16 protein-coding genes are annotated in these 19,043 nt (G+C 65.7%); 11 read left to right on the top strand and 5 right to left on the bottom strand.

The features are described 5' to 3' along the window. Nucleotides 1-136: 136 nt before the first annotated feature. From FPY90_RS05535 to ilvC, 3 genes are read left to right on the top strand one after another with little or no spacing between them, the layout of a single operon-like run. Nucleotides 137-2,014 carry an acetolactate synthase large subunit gene (locus tag FPY90_RS05535; protein ID WP_071216541.1) on the top strand — a complete coding sequence of 626 codons (1,878 nt, stop codon included), beginning with the start codon at nucleotides 137-139 and terminating at the stop codon, nucleotides 2,012-2,014. Between the two features lie 7 nt (nucleotides 2,015-2,021). Then, entirely contained in the window at nucleotides 2,022-2,540 is a 519-nt protein-coding gene (gene ilvN, locus FPY90_RS05530; RefSeq protein WP_071216540.1) for an acetolactate synthase small subunit, read from the top strand. Nucleotides 2,541-2,581: 41 nt separating this feature from the next. Beyond that, a complete protein-coding gene (gene ilvC / locus FPY90_RS05525; RefSeq protein WP_498684333.1) occupies nucleotides 2,582-3,604 on the top strand; it encodes a ketol-acid reductoisomerase in 1,023 nt (340 codons plus the stop codon). A 1,000-nt stretch (nucleotides 3,605-4,604) separates the two neighbouring features. On the opposite strand, the gene FPY90_RS05520 is transcribed toward ilvC, so the two are convergent. Continuing rightward, nucleotides 4,605-4,916, bottom strand: coding sequence for a hypothetical protein (locus FPY90_RS05520; RefSeq protein WP_071216535.1), 312 nt, complete (start codon nucleotides 4,914-4,916; stop codon nucleotides 4,605-4,607). A gap of 480 nt (nucleotides 4,917-5,396) precedes the next feature. Between FPY90_RS05520 and FPY90_RS05515 the strand changes: the two genes are divergently transcribed. Continuing rightward, nucleotides 5,397-6,113: a GAF and ANTAR domain-containing protein gene (locus FPY90_RS05515; protein WP_498684331.1), complete on the top strand. Its 717-nt coding sequence runs from the start codon at nucleotides 5,397-5,399 to the stop codon at nucleotides 6,111-6,113. On the opposite strand, the gene FPY90_RS05510 is transcribed toward FPY90_RS05515, so the two are convergent. The 3 genes from FPY90_RS05510 to FPY90_RS05500 form a co-directional block, all read right to left on the bottom strand. Next, nucleotides 6,110-6,301 carry a hypothetical protein gene (locus FPY90_RS05510; protein WP_498684328.1) on the bottom strand — a complete coding sequence of 64 codons (192 nt, stop codon included), beginning with the start codon at nucleotides 6,299-6,301 and terminating at the stop codon, nucleotides 6,110-6,112. The two genes, FPY90_RS05515 and FPY90_RS05510, sit on opposite strands and share 4 nt — an antisense overlap. A 408-nt stretch (nucleotides 6,302-6,709) precedes the next feature. Next, complete coding sequence (locus tag FPY90_RS05505; RefSeq protein ID WP_498684326.1) at nucleotides 6,710-8,182, bottom strand: phytoene desaturase family protein; 1,473 nt, start codon at nucleotides 8,180-8,182, stop codon at nucleotides 6,710-6,712. 26 nt (nucleotides 8,183-8,208) lie between these two features. Beyond that, entirely contained in the window at nucleotides 8,209-8,712 is a 504-nt protein-coding gene (locus FPY90_RS05500) for a hypothetical protein (RefSeq protein ID WP_498684324.1), read from the bottom strand. Nucleotides 8,713-9,064: 352 nt separating this feature from the next. Between FPY90_RS05500 and FPY90_RS05495 the strand changes: the two genes are divergently transcribed. The 3 genes from FPY90_RS05495 (at nucleotide 9,065) to FPY90_RS05485 (ending at nucleotide 13,221) form a co-directional block, all read left to right on the top strand. Next, complete coding sequence (locus FPY90_RS05495; protein ID WP_498684323.1) at nucleotides 9,065-11,221, top strand: amylo-alpha-1,6-glucosidase; 2,157 nt, start codon at nucleotides 9,065-9,067, stop codon at nucleotides 11,219-11,221. Nucleotides 11,222-11,245: 24 nt separating this feature from the next. Further along, nucleotides 11,246-12,289, top strand: coding sequence for a glycosyltransferase family 4 protein (locus FPY90_RS05490; protein ID WP_498684321.1), 1,044 nt, complete (start codon nucleotides 11,246-11,248; stop codon nucleotides 12,287-12,289). A gap of 92 nt (nucleotides 12,290-12,381) precedes the next feature. Beyond that, entirely contained in the window at nucleotides 12,382-13,221 is an 840-nt protein-coding gene (locus FPY90_RS05485) for an HAD-IIB family hydrolase (protein WP_498684318.1), read from the top strand. Between the two features lie 76 nt (nucleotides 13,222-13,297). Here FPY90_RS05485 and FPY90_RS05480 read toward each other — a convergent pair whose 3' ends face one another. Further along, complete coding sequence (locus tag FPY90_RS05480; RefSeq protein ID WP_498684316.1) at nucleotides 13,298-13,531, bottom strand: hypothetical protein; 234 nt, start codon at nucleotides 13,529-13,531, stop codon at nucleotides 13,298-13,300. A gap of 313 nt (nucleotides 13,532-13,844) precedes the next feature. On the opposite strand from FPY90_RS05480, the gene FPY90_RS05475 reads away from it, so the two are divergent. From FPY90_RS05475 to FPY90_RS05460, 4 genes are all read left to right on the top strand, one after another. Continuing rightward, nucleotides 13,845-14,342 carry a universal stress protein gene (locus FPY90_RS05475; protein ID WP_498684315.1) on the top strand — a complete coding sequence of 166 codons (498 nt, stop codon included), beginning with the start codon at nucleotides 13,845-13,847 and terminating at the stop codon, nucleotides 14,340-14,342. Nucleotides 14,343-14,531: 189 nt separating this feature from the next. Beyond that, the gene (locus FPY90_RS05470; protein WP_498684312.1) at nucleotides 14,532-15,563 is read left to right on the top strand and encodes a GTP-binding protein; all 1,032 of its coding nucleotides are present in this window, start codon (nucleotides 14,532-14,534) and stop codon (nucleotides 15,561-15,563) included. 55 nt (nucleotides 15,564-15,618) lie between these two features. Further along, nucleotides 15,619-15,741 (top strand): type B 50S ribosomal protein L36, encoded by a 123-nt coding sequence (gene ykgO / locus FPY90_RS05465; protein ID WP_071216524.1) that lies wholly within the window; start codon nucleotides 15,619-15,621, stop codon nucleotides 15,739-15,741. 367 nt (nucleotides 15,742-16,108) lie between these two features. Beyond that, on the top strand, nucleotides 16,109-19,012 hold the full coding sequence (locus FPY90_RS05460) for an SH3 domain-containing protein (protein WP_498684310.1): 2,904 nt from the start codon (nucleotides 16,109-16,111) through the stop codon (nucleotides 19,010-19,012). Nucleotides 19,013-19,043: the final 31 nt, after the last annotated feature.

Genomic DNA, 19,043 nt, shown 5'->3' with positions numbered 1-19,043 from the left:
CTAGTTATCAAGCGCTGAGCTTGAGTCCCTCCACAACCTGGAGGGCTTCGGTGACGCGCAAACCCCATTCGCCGCAAGGTGCCTTTGGGGTTTTTTTATGTGCAGGGTTAGAAGAGATAGAGAAGGATATATCCCCATGAGTAACGGAACCACCGCCAGCCCCTCGCTGCCGGCCAAGCCCGCCAACCGTAGCAAGGATGCCGCTGTCTCTTCCGTCGTGGAAGCATCGAGCCTGGTCCAGGGCCCGAACAACATCATTGCTCCCACCGAGATGCTTGGCTCACAAGCCATTGTGCGCTCACTGGAAGAATTGGGCGTCAAGGACGTCTTCGGGTTGCCGGGCGGGGCCATCATGCCCACCTACGACTCGCTCATGGACTCGACCAAGATCAACCACATCCTGGTCCGCCACGAACAGGGCTCGGGCCACGCGGCCCAGGGCTACGCCATGGTCACCGGCGAGGTCGGCGTCTGCATCGCCACCTCCGGACCGGGCGCCACCAACCTGGTCACCTCCATTGCCGACGCGCACATGGACTCGGTCCCCATGGTTGCCATCACCGGCCAGGTGCACAGCGCCTTCATCGGCTCGGACGCCTTCCAGGAGGCGGACATCGTGGGCATCACCATGCCCATCACCAAGCACTCCTTCCTGGTCACCAAGGCCGAGGACATCCCCAGGACCCTCGCCTCGGCATTCCATATCGCCTCCACGGGCCGCCCCGGCCCGGTGCTGGTGGACATCACCAAGGACGCCCAGCAGTCCAAGATGACGTTCTCCTGGCCGCCGAAGATCGATTTGCCCGGCTACAAGACCGTGGTGCGCGGGCACAACAAGCAGGTCCGCGAGGCGGCCAAGCTGATCGCCGCCTCCTCCCGCCCGGTCTTCTACGTCGGCGGCGGCGTCATCAAGGCGCACGCCGCGGCCGAGCTGAAGGAGTTCGCCGAGCTGGTCGGCGCCCCGGTTGTCACCACCCTGCAGGCCCGCGGCGCGTTCCCGGACTCGCACGAACTGCACGTGGGCATGCCCGGCATGCACGGCTCGGTCTCCGCGGTCACCGCGCTGCAGCAGTCGGATTTGTTGATCACCCTCGGCGCCCGCTTCGACGACCGGGTCACCGGCGTGCTGCACACCTTCGCGCCCAACGCGAAGGTCATCCACGCGGACATCGACCCGGCGGAGATCTCCAAGAACCGCACCGCGGACATCCCGATCGTCGGTTCGGTCAAGGAGATCATCCCGGAGCTCACCGAGGCCTGCCGCACCCGCTTCACCGAGGGCGGCGCCCCGGACCTGTCGGCCTGGTGGAACACCATCGGCCGGTTGCGCGAGACCTACCCGATCGGCTTCACCCCGACCCAGGACGGTCTCTCCGCCCCGCAGCACGTGATCCAGCGGATCGGCGAGCTCACCGGCCCCGACGCCGTGTACGTCGCGGGCGTGGGCCAGCACCAGATGTGGGCCGCGCAGTTCATCAAGTACGAGCGCCCCGCCTCCTGGCTGAACTCCGGGGGACTGGGCACCATGGGCTACTCGGTGCCGGCGGCCATGGGCGCGAAGGTCGGCAACCCCGACCGCGTGGTCTGGGCCATCGACGGCGACGGCTGCTTCCAGATGACCAACCAGGAACTGGCCACCTGCGTGATCAACAACATCCCGATCAAGGTCGCGATCATCAACAACTCCAGTTTGGGCATGGTCCGCCAGTGGCAGACCCTGTTCTACGACTCGCGCTACTCCAACACCGACCTGAACACCGGTGCCGGCACCGCACGTGTCCCGGACTTCGTGAAGCTCGCCGACGCCTATGGTTGTGTTGGCCTGCGCTGCGAACGCGACGAGGACATCGACGCGACCATCCAGCAGGCCCTGGCCATCAACGACCGCCCGGTCGTCATCGACTTCGTGGTCTCCCGCGACTCGATGGTCTGGCCGATGGTCCCCACCGGCGTGAGCAACGACCTGATCCAGATTGCTCGCGGCATGACGCCCGAGTGGGAAGAAGAGGACTAGAAATCCCATGGCACGACACACTCTTTCCGTACTCGTCGAAGACGTCCCGGGCGTGCTGACGCGCGTGGCAAGCCTTTTTGCCCGCCGCGCCTTCAACATCCACTCGCTGGCCGTTGGCCCCACGGAGATCAACGGGATTTCCCGGATCACCGTGGTCGTCGACGCCGAGGGCGACCTGCTCGAGCAGGTCACCAAGCAGCTGAACAAACTCATCAACGTCATCAAGATCGTTGAATTGATGCCCGAGGCTTCGGTGCAGCGTGACCATATCCTGGTCAAGGTGCGCGCCGATGCGGCCACCCGCCTGCAGGTCACCCAGGCCGCAGACCTCTTCCGTGCCTCCGTGGTGGACGTGTCAACCGACTCGCTCATCATCGAGGCCACCGGCAACGCCGAGAAGATCCACGCGCTGCTGGCGGTGCTGGAGCCCTTCGGCATCCGCGAGATCGTCCAGGCGGGCACCCTTGCCGTCGGGCGCGGCTCCAAATCGATGTCGGACCGCGCCCTGCGCTCCGTCTCTGCCTGATACGCATAAAATCTTTACACTGATACCAAGGAGACACCACAGTGACTGACATGTACTACGACGACGATGTTGACCTCTCGATCATCCAGGGCCGCACCGTCGCCATCATCGGCTACGGCTCCCAGGGCCACGCCCACGCACTGAACCTGCGCGACTCCGGCGTGGACGTGCGCGTCGGCCTGAAGGCCGGCTCCAAGTCGATCGCCAAGGCCGAGGCCGAGGGCCTGCGCGTCGTGACCGTCGCCGAGGCAGTGGCCGAAGCCGACCTGATCATGATCCTGACCCCGGACCAGGTCCAGCGCCACGTCTACAAGGACGACATCGAAGCGAACCTGCAGCCGGGCGACGCCCTGTTCTTCGGCCACGGCTTCAACATCCGCTACGGCTACATCGCCCCGCCGGCCAACGTCGACGTCGCCCTGGTCGCCCCGAAGGCACCGGGCCACACCGTGCGCCGCGAATTCGAAGCCGGCCGCGGCATCCCGGATTTGATCGCCGTGGAGCAGGACTTCACCGGCGGCGCCAAGGCGCTGGCACTGTCCTACGCCAAGGCCATCGGCGGCACCCGCGCCGGCGTCATCGAGACCACCTTCACCGAAGAGACCGAAACCGACCTCTTCGGCGAGCAGGCTGTCCTGTGCGGCGGCGCCTCGCAGCTGATCCAGTACGGCTTCGAGACCCTGACCGAAGCCGGCTACAAGCCGGAAATCGCCTACTTCGAGGTGCTGCACGAGCTCAAGCTCATCGTGGACCTGATGTGGGAGGGCGGCATCGCCAAGCAGCGCTGGAGCGTTTCGGACACCGCCGAGTACGGCGACTACGTCTCGGGCCCGCGCGTGATCACCCCGGAGGTCAAGGAGAACATGAAGGCCGTTCTCGCCGACATCCAGAACGGCAACTTCGCCAAGCGCTTCATCGAGGACCAGGATGCCGGCGCGCCGGAGTTCATGGCACTGCGCAAGAAGGGCGAAGAGCACCCGATCGAAGAGACCGGCCGCGAACTGCGCCAGCTCTTCTCCTGGAAGACCACCGACGACTACACCGAAGGCTCGGTCGCACGCTAAGGCCAGCCGAACCCATCGGTGGCTGGGGCCCAGTGCCCCGGTTGGCCGCACGGCGATGCCCGTCCCGACGAAAGTCGGGGCGGGTTTTGTCATCGGCGGAGGAGCGGAACACGGCCGGATGCTCCTCGGGCACCAATTGCCTGTAGCCAATTGGCCGGAAGGCCGGCACGGGATTACTCACATCGTCACGACCCGCTCCAGCATCCACCTCCAAACCCCACCGTGGCCAATGGCCCGCTTTGGGCCCACTCAACTTCTTGCGGGCCGTAACGATGACCGCACAGGCGGCACGGCACTGGGACGAACTCCACCGAAGACGTGTCGAATCGCCGTGAACATCGGGCGGCAACTTCTCACGGGAAGGAGGTTCCATGGGTCGCCCGCGCAGCAGGTCGCGGACCGGGCGGGCGCGGCCGCGCGATCCTGGGCAAGGTCGAGCATGGAGAGCAAGGAGTTGGCTTCGAGTCGTTTATTGATATTGCGGGGTGCTGGGATTGTCGTTTCAGCTCAACCTCGCATTCGACCACTATGAAACCGGCAGTCTCGTGCCCGCGCCGTCGAGCAGTTACCGCAGGGGCCGGCGATGAGCGCGCCGATCCCCGTCGATGTCGACCTGCCTGATGGGACCGGGGACGTGGGCAGTTCCTTCACCACTGTGCGGCGACGGACAGCGCCAACGACATTTGCGTCCCCCAATGCCTATTCGGCCACGCCCGGGGCCGCTAGGCTCCGGGCCTTCCGCTGGATTCCGGTGCCCATGATGCTCAGGGACGTCCAAGTGCGTTACCCGATCCAGCGCCCGGTGAAGATGCCGGATCCCCGAGGTTCCTGGGGCTGCGCATGCACGGTGAACAGCGCCCGATCGATGCGCCCGGCCGAGAGTTGCGCTAGCTCATGCCCAGGAAGACCGGCGAGGACTACACCGGGGGCTCTGCCGCACGCCAAGCCGCGCCGAAGCGATGGCGCCGAGCCGGTTTGGTGCGGCGCCGGCTCGGCGTGCTCAAGGCGTGGGCGGATCCTGGTGGCGATGCAAGGGAACCCTGCGGTAGTGTTCCTCCGAGGAATCCTCGCTCCGCCACGTCATTTCCAAAAATGGCGGGGAGGTTGCCCAGCCCACGCTGTCCTTGATCCGGTAGAGGCCGATGAATTCGCCATCGGGCAACTTCTCGGCCTTGAAGCTCCAGTCAGGATTGTCATCCACCGTGACCTGACCTGTCGTGCGCAGGTCAACATCAAACACCGCACGCCCGGTCCGGTTGGTGACATGCGCGGTCAGCGAATCGATCCAATCGACTTCCAGGTTCTGTGTCATGGATTAATCGTAGACCGATACTTCGTGGCAGTCTCTGCTTTTGCAACGCGCCCGGTGCACGGGTGGATTTTCGTATCTCGCGGGGTGCGTTCGGAGCTGCGGAAAGGATCCGGCCGTCGTGTTCCAACCGCCCGCCGCCGCTGGTGTGCGACACACCCCTGCTGCAGTGCACGTCCTGCGCTGCGGCCCATGGCCCGGCTTCCTCCGCAGGCGCACTCGGGACGGCGAAAAGCCGCTTGAAACACGGCCACGCAACGGTCTTGCGGGAATCCCGGAAACCGGGGGACCCGGACCGCAGGCACGCACGAACTTTGCCTTGTAAGTGGACGAAAAACCCGTATTCTGGGGATAGCAGGGGGCTGGGCCGACGGGGTTGGCCCAGGCGACCATCGGGCGGCTTCAATTTGATAGTGTTTTCACATCGTCGAGGGAAAGCCGAAACCGAGTCGATATGAGGGGCAATGCTTGAAAGGTTGACTGATGATCGCGGTAAACGAATACCTCAGGGATCTCCTGGTCGAAACATACGACCTTGAATCGTTTCTAAACGCATTAGCTCATGTCAGCGCCGACGAATTGTCTGTACCCGGGGCGCCGGTGCACGTCGGCATCACCCTGCGCAGGCACAAGCGGGTGGGAACGGTGGCAAGCAACAGCGCCTTGGCCCAGACCCTCGATGAGGTGCAGTACGACTTTGGTGAAGGTCCGTGCCTGACCGCGTGCAGCGAACACCGCACCATCAGTGTCCCCGACATCTCCGCCGATGGCCGCTGGCCCGGGTACTTCGCGGAGATCCACAACGCCGGGGTGCGTTCCATGCTGGCCGTCCCCTTGACATTGAATTCCGAGGACACCGCGGCAATCAACCTCTACTCGATGAGAACCCACGCGTTCGACGACCAGGCCATTCTGCAGGCGGAATCCCATGCCGAGCATGCCTCGGCACTGCTGAACCTAGCGGTGACGATGGCCAAGCTCCGGGACAACGAGGAAAACCTGAAGCTGGCGCTGGCGTCGCGGACCGCGATCGATCTGGCGGTGGGCATCATCATGGGCCAAAACAAGTGCAGCCAGGATCGGGCCGTCGAAATCCTGAAATCGGCCTCCAGCTCGCGGAACATCAAGCTTCGCCACGTGGCTGAGGCGGTCATCGCCTCCACCACCAGCGCAGCGGTGTCCACGCACTTCGAAGGCTAGGGAGGGACGGTCGCCGGGGCTCGGCGCCCGGCGCTGGGTCCCTCCTCGCGGCTCTCGGCATGCGTAATATCCGGCAACCCGAGCACCGGGATGTTGACCGGATCCTGCAGCTTCCAATCCAGGGCAGTGGCCGCGGCCGTCGCCTCGTTCAGCAGCGCCGTGTCCGACGTCGGATCATGGGGGACCACGAGTGCGACCGTGTCCGGCCCCTAGTCGATGCCCCGGCATTCCAGCGGGCTGGCGCGAGCCACCGGCCCGCGCCAGCCCGGGTAGGTGGCTGTCCTCGGCGGCCGACATCGCCTTCTCCTTCCCCGCGTTTTCAAGGCTCGTCGGTCTCGGAATAGTGTTCGATCCCGGAGAGCTTGGCGGTTCCCCCTCGGCGCACCGCCAGCACGCGGGCGACGGTGCGGTCCGGCGCGGTTGTTGGCCCCGTTGCAGGGAAGGGTGATGGCGGGGCTTTCGATCCGCGGCGTTATGCCGGTCGGGCCCCTGCCGCCACCTCACGCTTGCCCTCCTACAGCGCGTTGGCCAGAGCCGCCCGCTGGCGCCCAGGTGATTCGGCTGTCGCAGCATCCGGCCCCGGGCGGTGCGCTGCGTTACCGGGAACCGGGCCGCGGCTCCGCGGCCGGGCTCCGGGTGGGAAGCACCGCGACGCCCCAATCCCGCAGCACCGCGCGGGCGGCATGCCAGCCGGCCATCCCGTGCACCCCGCCGCCCGGGGGCGTGGAAGAGGAACAGATGTAGAGCCCCGGCGCCCCGGCATGGTACGGACGCAGCGTCGGGGCCGGCCGCAGCAGCTGCTGGGTGCCGCGCAGCGAGCCGCCGCCGATGTCCCCGCCGACGAGGTTCGGGTTCCAGTCCTCCAACGCGCGCGGCGGAGTTTCCACGCGCCCGATCACCCGCTCCCCGAAGCCCGGGGCGAAGCGTTCGATCTGCCGGTCGACCAGCGCCCCGGCCTGGGCGGTGCAGCCGTTGGGAACGTGCGCGTAGCTCCAGATGACCTGGCGGCCCTCGGCCGCCCGGGATTCGTCCACCGCCGAGGGCTGGGCGAGCATCACGAAGGGGCGCCCGGGCAGCCGGCCGCTGCCCACTTCGTGTTCGGCGGCCGTCACCTCGGCAAGGTTGCCGCACACGTGCACGGTTCCGGCGTGCGCGGTGCGCTCGTCGCGCCACGGGATCGGGCCGTCGAGCAGGTAGTCGACCTTGTAGGCGCCGGGCCCGTACTTCCAGCGGCGCAGGTGTTCGGCGTAGCGCCCGCCGATGCCGGTTCCGGAAAGTTGCAGGAGCTGCCGCGGGGTCACATCCAGCAGGATCGCGTCGCTGGCCGGGAGCTCGCGCAGGTCCCGCACCGGCGAATTGGTGTGCACCTGGACTCCGGCCAGGGCCAGGTGCTGCATCAGTGCGTTGATGATTGCCTGGGTGCCGCCGCGTGCCACCGGCCAGCCCAGGGACTGGCCCAGGCCGCCGAAGAGCACCGCGAAGCCGGCGGTGAACGGGTGGCCCAGCGGCAGCATGGAGTGGGCGGCCGATCCGGCGAAGAGGGCGCGGGCGGCCTCGGTGCGGAAGACCAGCCGTGCCAACGGCCCGGCTGGCCACAGCGCGCGGGCACCGAAGCCGGCCATCAGTGCGGGGTGCGGAGGCATGCGCAGCAGCGGGCCGGTGGCGTTGGCAAGAGACTCGAGCGGATGCCCGGCCACCGCCCGGTGCAGCAGCCGCCACGCGTTCGCGTCCTCGCCCAGGGTCGCGGAGGTGTCCTCCAGGTCCGGGTGCAGCAGCGCGCTGGGTCCGGACTCCAGCGGATGGGCCATGGGGTAGCGGTGGTGCAGCCAGCGCAGGCCGTGGCTTTCCAGTCCCAGGTGGCGGAAGGCGGGGCTGCCGATGCCAAAGGGATGGGCCGCGGCACCCAAATCCACGGTGGTTCCCGGCCCCAGGGCGTCGGCGGAGCGCGCTGCCCCGCCCACGTGTGGCCCCTGTTCATAGATGGTGACCTGGGCACCGTGCTCGGCCAGCCGGGCCGCGGCGGCCAGGCCGTTGGGCCCGGCGCCGACGATGATTGCTGATCGTGTCATGGGGACGGGGATTCCTTTCCGCACGCCTATCCGGCGAAGAAGCGTTCCTCCCAGGTGGCCTCGATGATTTCCTTGACCTGGGTGATCTGGTCGTTGGCGCGCACCTTGAGGTCGCCCAGCAGGGCGGTGTCGAAGCGGTGGTCCTTGCCGGCCACCAGCTGCAGCGTGTCCCACATGGCCAGCTTGGCGTTGAGCATGCCGATGAGCACGTCGAGTTCCACCTGCGCCAGGCCGGCCTTGCGCTTGCGCAGCAGGTTCACCGGGTTCACCCGACCCACGGCGCGCACCGCATGGCTGAGGGTGAGCTTCAGCGGGTGCCCGCCGTAGCCGAGCCGGTGGACCATGTTTTGCAGGTCCTCTTGGTCTGCCATCACCTGGCGGGCCAGCGAGAGCAGCATCGGTTCCTGCGCCGTGCCCTTCCAGGTGTCGGCCGCGGCGCGGAAGGCGTTGACCCCGCCCTCGGATCCCAGCAGGTGCTGGTTGAGGTAGTTGGACAGCGTCTGGTGGCTGACGCCCCGGAAATCGTTCATGGATGCTCCTGGAATCGTGCGCCGGATGGGACCGGGATCGTGCCGTACCGGCGGGGTCCGCTGCTGCTGCCCAGCCTACGGCCAAGGCCGCCGGCATGGAAGGAAAACAACGTACCAGGGTGGTGCCCGCGAACCCGCGCAAAGTTCTTCCCCGGACGCGGCCGCCGGATTAGGCTGTGAAGTGAGGTCAAGCAGCGGGCCGCAGCGTGCACGATCGATGGACATTGATGATGCATTCCCACAGGCACACCCCTGCACCAAACGCGGCCATTGCCGCCAATCGGCTGAAGGCACCGTTCCCCACCGGCCGCGGCGCACGGCATCGCGGGGGCAAAAGTCGGAGTGGAAGAACATGACCAGCGCCTGGACCTCCGGTGTCGGCGCCCGGTCGGCGGGTCCCGGGGCCGTCACCATCCTGAATGGAACCACGTTCGCGTTGGCGGCCGCCAACGGGGACATGGACGGCACCCGACCGCACGGGTTCTTCTTCCGCGACACCCGGTTTGTCTCCGGCTGGCGGCTGCGGGTCAACGGCAAGGACGTGGAGCCCCTGGCCGGCACCGCGATTGAGCCCTACCGGGCGATGTTCGTGGGCAGGGTGGGCGGCAACGCCCTGGAATCCGAAAGCCATGTGATTGTCGAACGCCACCGCAGCCTCGACGGGGGCATGGTCGAGCGCATCGTGGTGCACAACTACTCCAATGAAACCTTCGCCGTCACCGTGCAGCTGGAGGTCAGTGCCGACTTCGCCGACCTCTTCGACGTCAAGGCCGGGATCCGCCGCGCGGGCGACGGCTCGATGTCGCACCACGGAAAGGACGGGCTGGAATTCAGCGGGACCGCCGGCGACCACCGGCTTCTGGTCCGCATCCGCGATTACCAGGCCGTCGCGGCGCCCGGGGGGCTTGAGTACCGCATCGCGCTGCCGCCGCAGGGCGAATGGGTGACGGAGGTGGCCATCGAACCGTCCATCGACGGACGTGGCTCGGAGCAGGATGCGCGCATGGGGCAGGCAGCCGGGGCCGCCAGTTTTCCGGCGGTGCGCCAGCGCGAGTGGAAGGAACAAGTGCCTTCCGTTGAGGTCGCACACTACGAGGTGGGCCGGGCGCTGCTGACCGGGCGGCGGGATTTGGGCTCGCTTCGCATCTTCGACGCCGCGCACGATGGCCGTGTGGTGGTGGCCGCAGGGGCGCCGTGGTTCATGGCGCTCTTCGGGCGCGATTCCCTGCTGGCCTCGTTCCTCTCGCTCTCCGTGGACTCCTCGCTGGCACTGGGAACCATCCAGGCGCTGGCCGAACTCCAGGGCACGGGGACCAACCCGCAGACCGAGGAAGAGCCGGGCAAGATCCTGCACGAGGTGCGCCTGGGATCCTCGCAGTCCCCGGAACTGGGCAGCTCGGGCGCGTACTTCGGCTCGGTCGATTCCACGCCGCTGTTTGTCACCGTGGCCGGCGAGCTGACCCGGTGGGGAGTCGGTGGCCAGACGCTGCACCGGCTGCTGCCCGCCATCGACGCGGCGCTGGGCTGGATCGAGCGCACGTGCGCGAAGGACCCCCACGGATTCCTGGCCTACCGGCGTTCCACCCCCACGGGCCTGGCCAACCAGGGCTGGAAGGATTCCTGGGACGGGGTCACCTTTGCCGACGGCCGGGTCGCCGAAGCCCCGCTGGCCCTGTGCGAGGTCCAGGGCTACGTCTACACCGCTTACCTGGCCCGCGCGCTGATCGCCCAGCAAGCGGGCGACGAGGAAACGACGCAGCACTATGCCGCCAAGGCCCGGCGGCTCAAGGACCGGTTCAACGAGAAGTTCTGGATGGCCGACCGCGGCTACTTCGCCCTGGCCATCGACGGGGACGGGCGCCAGGTGGACTCCTGCGCCTCGAACATGGGCCACAGCCTGTGGAGCGGAATCGTGGACCATGACAAGGCGCCGCAGGTGGCCAGGACGCTGATGTCCCCGGAGATGTTCACCGGGTGGGGCGTGCGCACGCTCTCGAGCCGGATGAAGGCCTACAACCCGGCCAGCTACCACAACGGATCGGTGTGGCCGCATGAGAATGCGCTCATCGCGGGCGGGTTGATGCGCTATGGATTCGTTGCCGAATCCCAGCGCGTGGCGACGTCCCTGATGGAGGCCGCCGCGTTCCACGACGGGCGATTGCCCGAGCTCTTCTGCGGCCTGGACCGCTCCAGCCATCCGGTGCCCGTGCCCTACCCCACCTCATGCTCCCCACAGGCGTGGGCGGCCGCGGCGCCCATGCACCTGCTGCGCGTCATGCTGCGCCTGGATCCGGTGCTGACCGAGGGGAAGCTCTACCTGGACCCGGTGCTGCCCGCCGAGTGGGGCAAGGTGCACCTGCGCAACATCACCGTGGGGGATAACAAGATCAACCTCACCGCCAACGGCACCCGGTTCCACCTCGAGGGAGTCAAGGAGGACCTGGAAGTGCGGCGCGGCCGGCGCGGGCCGTTGGCGGACATGCTCGATGTCATGCCCGGCACGGCCTGAGCCGGGACGGAAAGGGGAACAACCATGCGCATTGGACTTATCGCCCCGCCGTGGCTCACCGTGCCGCCGGCAGGCTACGGCGGCACCGAAGCGGTCGTGGGCCTGCTGGCGCGCGGACTGGCGGAGCTGGGGCACGAGGTGTTGCTGGCCGCGGCGGCGGGCAGCACCAGCCCGGTGGCCCAGGTGGCCGGAAGCCTGCCGCCCGAGCCCCGGCACCTGGGCAGGGGCCAGGACGAATTGCGGCACGTGCTCAACGCCTACGCGCAGTTGGGTGCGGTGGACATCATTCACGACCACACGTTGTCGGGCCCGCTGCTGCGTCTGGCGGGGCACCGGATCCCCGTGGTGTCCACGGCCCACAACGCCATGGACGACCGCTTCCTGCCCGTCTATTCCGCCGTGGCCCAATGCGCATCGCTGGTGGCGATCTCCCGGCACCAGTCCATGACGGCGACGGGGGTGGCGGTGTCCGGCGTCATCCACCACGGCATCGATGCCACGCAGATCCCGGTGGGTGCCGGGAGCGGCGGCTATGCCTGCTTCCTGGGCCGCATGCACCCGAACAAGGGCGTGTTGACCGCCATCAGGGTGGCACGCCGCGCCGGGGTGCCCCTGCGCATTGCGGCGAAGATGCGCAGCGCGGGGGAGCAGGAGTACTTCCAGCAGGTCATCCGGTCCGAGCTTGGCGGAACCATCGAGTACGTGGGCGAGCTGGGGGCCGCGGAAAAGTTCGCCCTGCTGGGCGACGCCTTTGCACTGCTCAATCCGTTGCAGTGGGACGAGCCCTTCGGCATGGTCATGATCGAGGCCATGGCCACCGGCACCCCAGTGCTCAGCACGTTGCGCGGCGCTGCCCCGGAGATCGTGGTTGACGGAGTCACCGGCTTTCTGCGTGAGACGCCCAAGGCACTGGCCGCAGCCCTGCCCGGGTGCGCACAGCTGGACCGCGGGAACTGCCGCCGGGCGACGGAAACCACCTTCGGGATCCGCCGCATGGTCGGCGAACACGTGGCGTTCTATGAAAAATGCCTGGCAGGTGCCCTGGCATCGCGTGCGGTCCCGGCCTGATGGGCGGACCCGGGTCCGCGGTGGAAGGCGCCGGGCATCCTCCGGACCCAAGCGTTCATCTGGCACCGGTAGACTCGGTGAGCATGCACGCCATGTCCCAAACACCCGTAAAAACCATCCACGCCGTCTTCCTCGATGTCGACGGCACCTATGCCGATTACGGGGTGGTCCCGGAAGCCCATGCGCAAGCGGTCCGCGCGGCACGCGCGGCCGGGCACAAGGTCCTGCTCTGCACCGGCCGTCCCCTCTCCATGCTTCCGGCACACATCCTGGAGGCCGGATTCGACGGACTGGTGGCCAGCGCCGGCGCGTACGTGGAGGTGGGCGGAGAAATCCTCATGGACCGCCGGTTCCCGGACGAGATGGCGGCACGGACCCTTGCGGCCCTCGACGCCCATGACGCGGTTTACGTCCTGGAATCCCCGGAATCACTCCACGTCCCTCGCGCCGCGGAACAGCGGCTGCGGGAAATCATCGAGGCGCACTTCAGCCAACGCCCCGACGGCCGGGCCGCCGGCTCCTCGGCAATCCTGGGTTCCCTGGCGCCGATCCCCGAGCTGCCGTCCTTCGCGAAGATCTCTGTGTTCGAGGCACCGCTCTCGGTGGGAAGCATTGCGGCCGAGATCGGCGAGGATGTCGCCGTGGTCGAGAACTCCATCGCCGACGAAGGGCGCCACACGGGGGAGCTGTTCCGGCGCGGCATCAGCAAGGCCGACGGCGTCGCCGTGGCCATCGGCCACCTGGGAATCAGCCAGGCGGACACCATCGCCTTCGGCGACGGGGAAAACGACCTGGAAATGGTGGCCTTCGCGGGGCTTGGGGTGGCCATCGAGGGCTCGCATCCCGGGCTGCTGGAGCTGGCCGACCGCACGGCGCTTCCGCCGAATCGCGACGGGATCGCCTCGGCTTTTGCGGAGCTGGGGCTGATTTGAAATTGCTTTGATGCCCAGAGGCCAAGGATCGCCCGACCGCGAGGTCGGGCGATCCTTGGCTTAAGCGGTTACTTCGTTATTGCGGAATGCATCCATCGCTCCGCTGGATCCAGCGAACATGAGGGCGATCCGAACCATCATCAAGGTACTGCCAGGTAGTGTCGGTCGTCGAGATGACCGGGGCGGTGGGAACCGCCGAAGCGGCAAAGGACGGAATGGGTGCGGCAAACGCCCCGCCGAGCACGGCGAGCAGTACGGCCGAGGCAAGGCCCCGTTTGTACCGGACCACCGGAATCTGGGTCTGGGTCATGTCTTCCTTCATGTGGGGATGCGAGAGCCATGCGCGCCCGGGCAAGATCCGCCGTTGGGCAAATGCTGCCGATTACGGGCCCCGGGACAATGCCGGTGCACGCATGGAATCCCAACGTATCGATGGTGCATGTCGCTCTGTCCGCGTTCACATGGACGGGCGGCAAGCCCCGAGTGACTGGTGGTTCGTGGCACCGGACAAAAGCGGGCGGTCGGCGGGAAGGTCGAGGCCAGTTGCTGTTCCTCTCCCGAGACTATGGGCGGAAAATACCAAATAGGTAGAGGTTGGATTGCAACGACGCAAGGAGGCCGAGATGGACAAGGAAATGCCGAACGTCGGGGGAGTGGGCCCGATCGTCGTCGGGGTGCTGCCGAAGCAGCCACGGCGCGTGGTGCTCGAGGCGAGGACGCTGGCGGAGGGACTGGGGGCGCCGTTGGTCTTTGCCTATGTGGAGATCAACAGCTACCTGGTCGAATGGGAACTGAAGGAGGACATCCGCGGCAACTCGCTGCACCCCCAGGACATCGACGAGGACATGACCGAGGACGCACGCGACATCCTGCGGATACTGGACAGCGCCATGGCCGGTTCAAAGATTTCCTGGTCACTCCGCGTGCTGGCGGGGGACCCCGGCAAGGCCCTGGCACGGCTCGGCAGCGAGCTGCATGCGCGCATGATCGTGGTCGGAACCCGGCACCATGGTGTTGGCGCCAGGCTGTCGGAACTGCTCAACGGAACGACCGCGCACCGCGTGATCGCCCACCAGACGCTGCCGGTCGTGGTGGTCCCGGTGCACCACGAACCACATTGATGCAACGGTCCTTCGACGAGGCGGAACGTTCGTGTCCATGGTGCGACTTGCCCAAGGGGCCAACCGGAAACAGGATCGCGGCTGCCCGCAAGTTGCTAATGAGAATCATTATTAGTTACTGTGGTCGGTGTGACTCTCATACTTGTAACTTCGCTTGAAGCCCACGTCCGCGACAAGGCACTGGACGCATTGCTGGCGACCAGCCCCGAAGCCATCGTGGTTCGCCACGACTTGCTTGAGGGCGAACGGGTGCTGCGTCGTGTTTCCCGCGGTGCGGTCGAAGTCGACCGCACCGAAATTGCGCTGGAGCATGGCTGCCTCACCTGCACCGTGAGGCTGGACGTGGTGCCCACGGTGACCCGAGTCCTCGACGCCGCACCCAGGGACGTTTTCGTGGGGCTGCCGCCAAGCGTGAACGCGGGCATGGTGCTGGAAATTCTCGGTCCGCTGTTGGCCGCGCGCGGGACAAACATCGATTCGGTCTGTCTCGCATTGGACCCGGCCGCGCTTGAAGACCAGATGTGGGACTCCCGCACCCTCTGGCAGGCGGGGCTCAGTAGCGTGCAAGACGATGAGCGGACCGCAGGGGAATTTCTCGTCAAGGAAATCGCCTTTGCCGACACCGCGCTGTTGCTCGAGGGGTTCTTCGCCCACCTCTTTGAGGCCGAGGCGCCCGGCTGCCAATCCGGAGGCGACTTGTTCCATCGCGGAGCCCAGCTGCTTGAGGAGCTGGGACCGCACCTGGCCGTGATCCACCCCGACCAAGGTCTTGCACTCAATGCCCATGAGCCGGAGGCTGCTCGCCGGCGTTCGACACCCGGAAACGTCCATGTCCGCATTGCCGGCACTTCCAAGGAGAAGATGGCCAAGGACGGCCCATTCACAACTATTGAACTGCTGGCTGGGCGTCCATTGCACCCGGGGCGGCTCAAGGAAGCGCTGGGCTGGCTAGCCGAGGGATGCGTGTGGTTGCGAGGCACGCTGTGGATCGGCAATTCACCGGAAACCAAGGTGGTGCTTGGCGGCGCCGGTCCGTTCGTTTGGATCGAAAACCAGGGGACATGGGGTGTGGAAACGGCGCGCACGCATGTGGCTCTGACAAGCGACAGCAACGACATCGCTGAATTGGCGGCGCTCCTTCACTCCTGCGAGCTCACCGATGCCGAAATCCTGGGGTCACCGGATTTCGAGGATGCCCTCCGGCTCACCGACCTGGCCTGACGCCAACGCGTTAGCCTCCAACCTTTTTGCTGCAACACCTACCAAAGGAAAAAGAATGAAAGTGCGCAATTCCATCCGCTCGCTGAAGAAGATCCCCGGCGCCCAGGTCGTTCGACGCCGTGGCAAGGTCTTTGTCATCAACAAGAAGAACCCCCGCATGAAAGCCCGACAGGGCTGACGCGATTCGCCATGGGCGCGCTGCCGGTACGACTTTGAAGCACGTACACGCAGCGCGCCCATTCCATTTTGGACAAGCCATAATGTTTCTGGAGCCTGGATGTGCCGCGGGCAGTGGCTTCACTTATCAACTTTCCTGCTCCGCTGGGAATGGTTTGGCAGAGATCGAGCCACCGGCAAAGCGGGCCGCTGATGGCCGGTGAATTGCCGCGCCGCTTGACCACGAAGACACTGTGCGGCGCATGTTGTAGGAAAGGACGGAGATTTTCATGGAAATCAACCCGGACATGACGTTTTTGGGTACTGTTATGCCTTGATCGTCATCCCTTTTTCAGGAGCCCACATTGCAGCGTAAACACCTTGGAGTAGTGCTGGCCCTTGCCGTTGCGCTGGTTGGCGGGCCAACCAGCATCGCCACCGCACAGCCGCTTGCGCCGATCGCGTCGGTCGGCATCAACACCGCCAAGGCGAAACCGGTCAAGCTGACCACGGCAAACCTGAATCTCCGCAAGACCACCAATGTGAAATCGGCCTCGCTTCTGGTGATTCCTAAGAACACCAGGCTGACAATCCTCAATACCAGTGGCATCTGGAACCAGGTCACTTACAAATCGAAAACCGGCTGGGTATCGGGTAACTTCCTCAAGCCTGTCGCGGCGGCCACGGCGAAGGTTTACAACTACACCAAGGCCTTCACCACGGTGAAGGCGAAGGCAACCGCAAACTCGGCCAACGCGGTCTCGATCCACCGCCAGACCAAGGTGGAGGTCGTTGGCAAGACCGGGTCTTGGACCAAGATCAGGGTGTTGGGCAAGACCGGATTCGTCCCGTCCAGTGGCCTCAGCGCATCGAATCCCGCGGCCATTTACCGCTGGGTGAACGGCAAGCAGCCGGTCTTCCAGGGCACGAAGACCACCAGCAAGAAGCTAGGCACACTGTCGAACAACACCAGGATCCAGTGGCTGCGGACCTCGGGTTCCTGGCAGCAGGTGCGCACCAGCGCTGGCATCGGCTGGATGCAGTCGATCAAGCTCTCGAATGCGGCAATCAAGCCACCCGCGAAGCCCAAGGTCTACAACTACACCAAGGCCTTCACCACGGTGAAGGCCAAGGCGGCGGCAAGCTCGTCCAGCGTGCTCTCGATCCACCGCCAGACCAAGGTGGAGGTGCTTGGCAAGACCGGGTCTTGGAACAAGGTCAAGGTGTCGGGGAAGACCGGTTTCGTTCCCGCAAACGCACTGAGCACGACGAACCCCGCGGCCATATATCGCTGGGTGAACGGCAAGCAGCCGGTCTTCCAGTCCACCATGACCACCAGCAAGAAGATTGGCACGCTCTCAAACAACACCAGGATCCAATGGTTGCGGACCTCGGGGTCCTGGCAGCAGGTGCGCACCAGCGCCGGCATTGGTTGGATGCAATCAAGCAAGCTTGCCACCAAGGCGATCAAGGCCCCGGCGAAGCCCAAGGTCTACAACTACACCAAGGCATTCACCACGGTGAAGGCCAAGGCGGCCGCCTCGTCGGCCAACCTCGTGACGATCCACCGCCAGACCAAGGTCGAGGTGCTCGGCAACTCCGGTTCCTGGACCAAAGTCGTCGTGTCGGGAAAGACGGGTTTCGTTCCGTCCAGTGCCCTCAGCGCATCGAACCCCGCAGCCATTTACCGGTGGGTAAACGGCAACCAGCCAGTCTTCCAGAGCACGAAGACCTCCAGCAAGAAGCTTGGCACACTGGCAAACAACACCAGGATCACCTGGCTGCGTACCTCCGGGTCCTGGCAGCAAGTCCGCACCAGCGCCGGCATTGGCTGGATGCCGTCGAGCACGCTCTCGAATGCGGCAATCAAGCCACCCGCGAAGCCCAAGGTCTACAACTACGTCAACGTGTACACCACGGTGAAGAGTGCGGCTTCTGCTTCCTCTGCGAATCTGGTCACGATCCACCGTCAGACCAAGGTCGAGGTGCTCGGCAGGTCCGGTTCCTGGACCAAGATCGTTGTCTCGGGGAAGACCGGTTTTGTCCCGTCATCCACGCTGAGCAAGGCCAGCCCCGCGGTGATCTATCGTTGGGTCAACGGCAGCCAGCGAGCCTACGCAGGCACGAGCACCAGCAGCAAGGCAATCATCGCGATGCCGATGAACACGAAGGTGCAGTGGTTGCGCACTTCGGGTGCGTGGCAGCAGGTGAGGACCAGCGCCGGCATTGGCTGGATGGAATCCAAGGGCTTGTCCACGAAGGTGAACCAGGTTCTGCCCTCCAAGCCACCGGTGACCTTCAACGTCACGCGCTGGGCCACAGCCAATGTCAATCTCCGCTCGGGACCCGGAACCAACCACCGAGTTATTGAAGTGGTTTCCAAGGGGGATCGGGTCATGCTCGGCACATCCTCCGGCGGCTGGGCCAATATCGAGGTGGGTGGACGAACAGGTTGGGTGAGCGCCGACTACCTGGCAACCGCGGCACCCAAGCCCCCTGCCCCCAAACCCGATGAAACCACCTTCACCTCCCCGCGCTGGACCACCGCAAACCTGAACCTGCGCTCGGGCGCCGGAACCAACCATGGCGCCATCGGAGTCGTCCCCGTAGGGGAGAGGGTGCTCCTTGGTCGCTCCTCGGGTGTCTGGGCCAACGTCAAGACCAGCAAGGGGACGGGTTGGGTGAGCACGCTTTACCTCGCCACCTCGGCCCCGCCAACGAAGCCTGTCACCCAATACCGCTGGGCCACCGGAACCGTCAACGTACGCTTGGGCAGTTCCCCCGTGTATCCGACGCTTGGCACGATCAAGCCCGGGGAAAAGGTGCCCTACTTGGAATCCCGAGACAAATGGGCGCGAGTGATTTCGCGCCACGGTACCGGCTGGATCTCTGAGGCGTACCTGACCAAGACACCGTTGGCTCCGCTGCAGCCGGAGACAGTGGCTATCATGAATGCGGTCGAGGCTAGGTTCGGGGACTATGTCTCGTCCTACGGCGGCGTCCGCCCGGGTTCCGCTGGCCACAGCCAGGGCCTGGCCACGGACATCATGATCAAGAACTACAAGACCGCCCAGGGCGTCAGGAACGGCGACGAGATTGCCGACTTCCTGATCGCCAACCGGGTATCCTTGCGCGTCAGCTACCTGATCTGGCAGGACAAGATCTGGCTGGGACCGGCAAAAGGCTGGGAAGAATACTCGAAGTCGGGCAAATACGGCCAACAGTTCACCAATAACTGGAACGACACAACCAGACACCTGGACCACATCCATGCCGAGACGTATGCCAAGTAGCGGTAGCTGGTCGGTGCCCGACAGATAATCT

It is taken from the genome of Arthrobacter sp. C2 (assembly GCA_024207135.1).
Lineage (GTDB): Bacteria > Actinomycetota > Actinomycetes > Actinomycetales > Micrococcaceae > Paeniglutamicibacter.
The sequence above is the reverse complement of the archived record's forward strand: the minus strand, read 5'-3'. Positions and strand labels throughout refer to the sequence as shown.

Excerpts from the sequence above, each read along its gene's own strand:
- FPY90_RS05535 (WP_071216541.1), top strand. The coding sequence starts at position 137 with ATGAGTAACGGAACCACCGCCAGCCCCTCGCTGCCGGCCAAGCCCGCC.
- ilvN (WP_071216540.1), top strand. The coding sequence starts at position 2,022 with ATGGCACGACACACTCTTTCCGTACTCGTCGAAGACGTCCCGGGCGTG.
- FPY90_RS05520 (WP_071216535.1), bottom strand. The coding sequence starts at position 4,916 with ATGACACAGAACCTGGAAGTCGATTGGATCGATTCGCTGACCGCGCAT.
- FPY90_RS05515 (WP_498684331.1), top strand. The coding sequence starts at position 5,397 with ATGATCGCGGTAAACGAATACCTCAGGGATCTCCTGGTCGAAACATAC.
- FPY90_RS05505 (WP_498684326.1), bottom strand. The coding sequence starts at position 8,182 with ATGACACGATCAGCAATCATCGTCGGCGCCGGGCCCAACGGCCTGGCC.
- FPY90_RS05500 (WP_498684324.1), bottom strand. The coding sequence starts at position 8,712 with ATGAACGATTTCCGGGGCGTCAGCCACCAGACGCTGTCCAACTACCTC.
- FPY90_RS05495 (WP_498684323.1), top strand. The coding sequence starts at position 9,065 with ATGACCAGCGCCTGGACCTCCGGTGTCGGCGCCCGGTCGGCGGGTCCC.
- FPY90_RS05490 (WP_498684321.1), top strand. The coding sequence starts at position 11,246 with ATGCGCATTGGACTTATCGCCCCGCCGTGGCTCACCGTGCCGCCGGCA.
- FPY90_RS05485 (WP_498684318.1), top strand. The coding sequence starts at position 12,382 with ATGTCCCAAACACCCGTAAAAACCATCCACGCCGTCTTCCTCGATGTC.
- FPY90_RS05480 (WP_498684316.1), bottom strand. The coding sequence starts at position 13,531 with ATGACCCAGACCCAGATTCCGGTGGTCCGGTACAAACGGGGCCTTGCC.
- FPY90_RS05475 (WP_498684315.1), top strand. The coding sequence starts at position 13,845 with ATGGACAAGGAAATGCCGAACGTCGGGGGAGTGGGCCCGATCGTCGTC.
- ykgO (WP_071216524.1), top strand. The coding sequence starts at position 15,619 with ATGAAAGTGCGCAATTCCATCCGCTCGCTGAAGAAGATCCCCGGCGCC.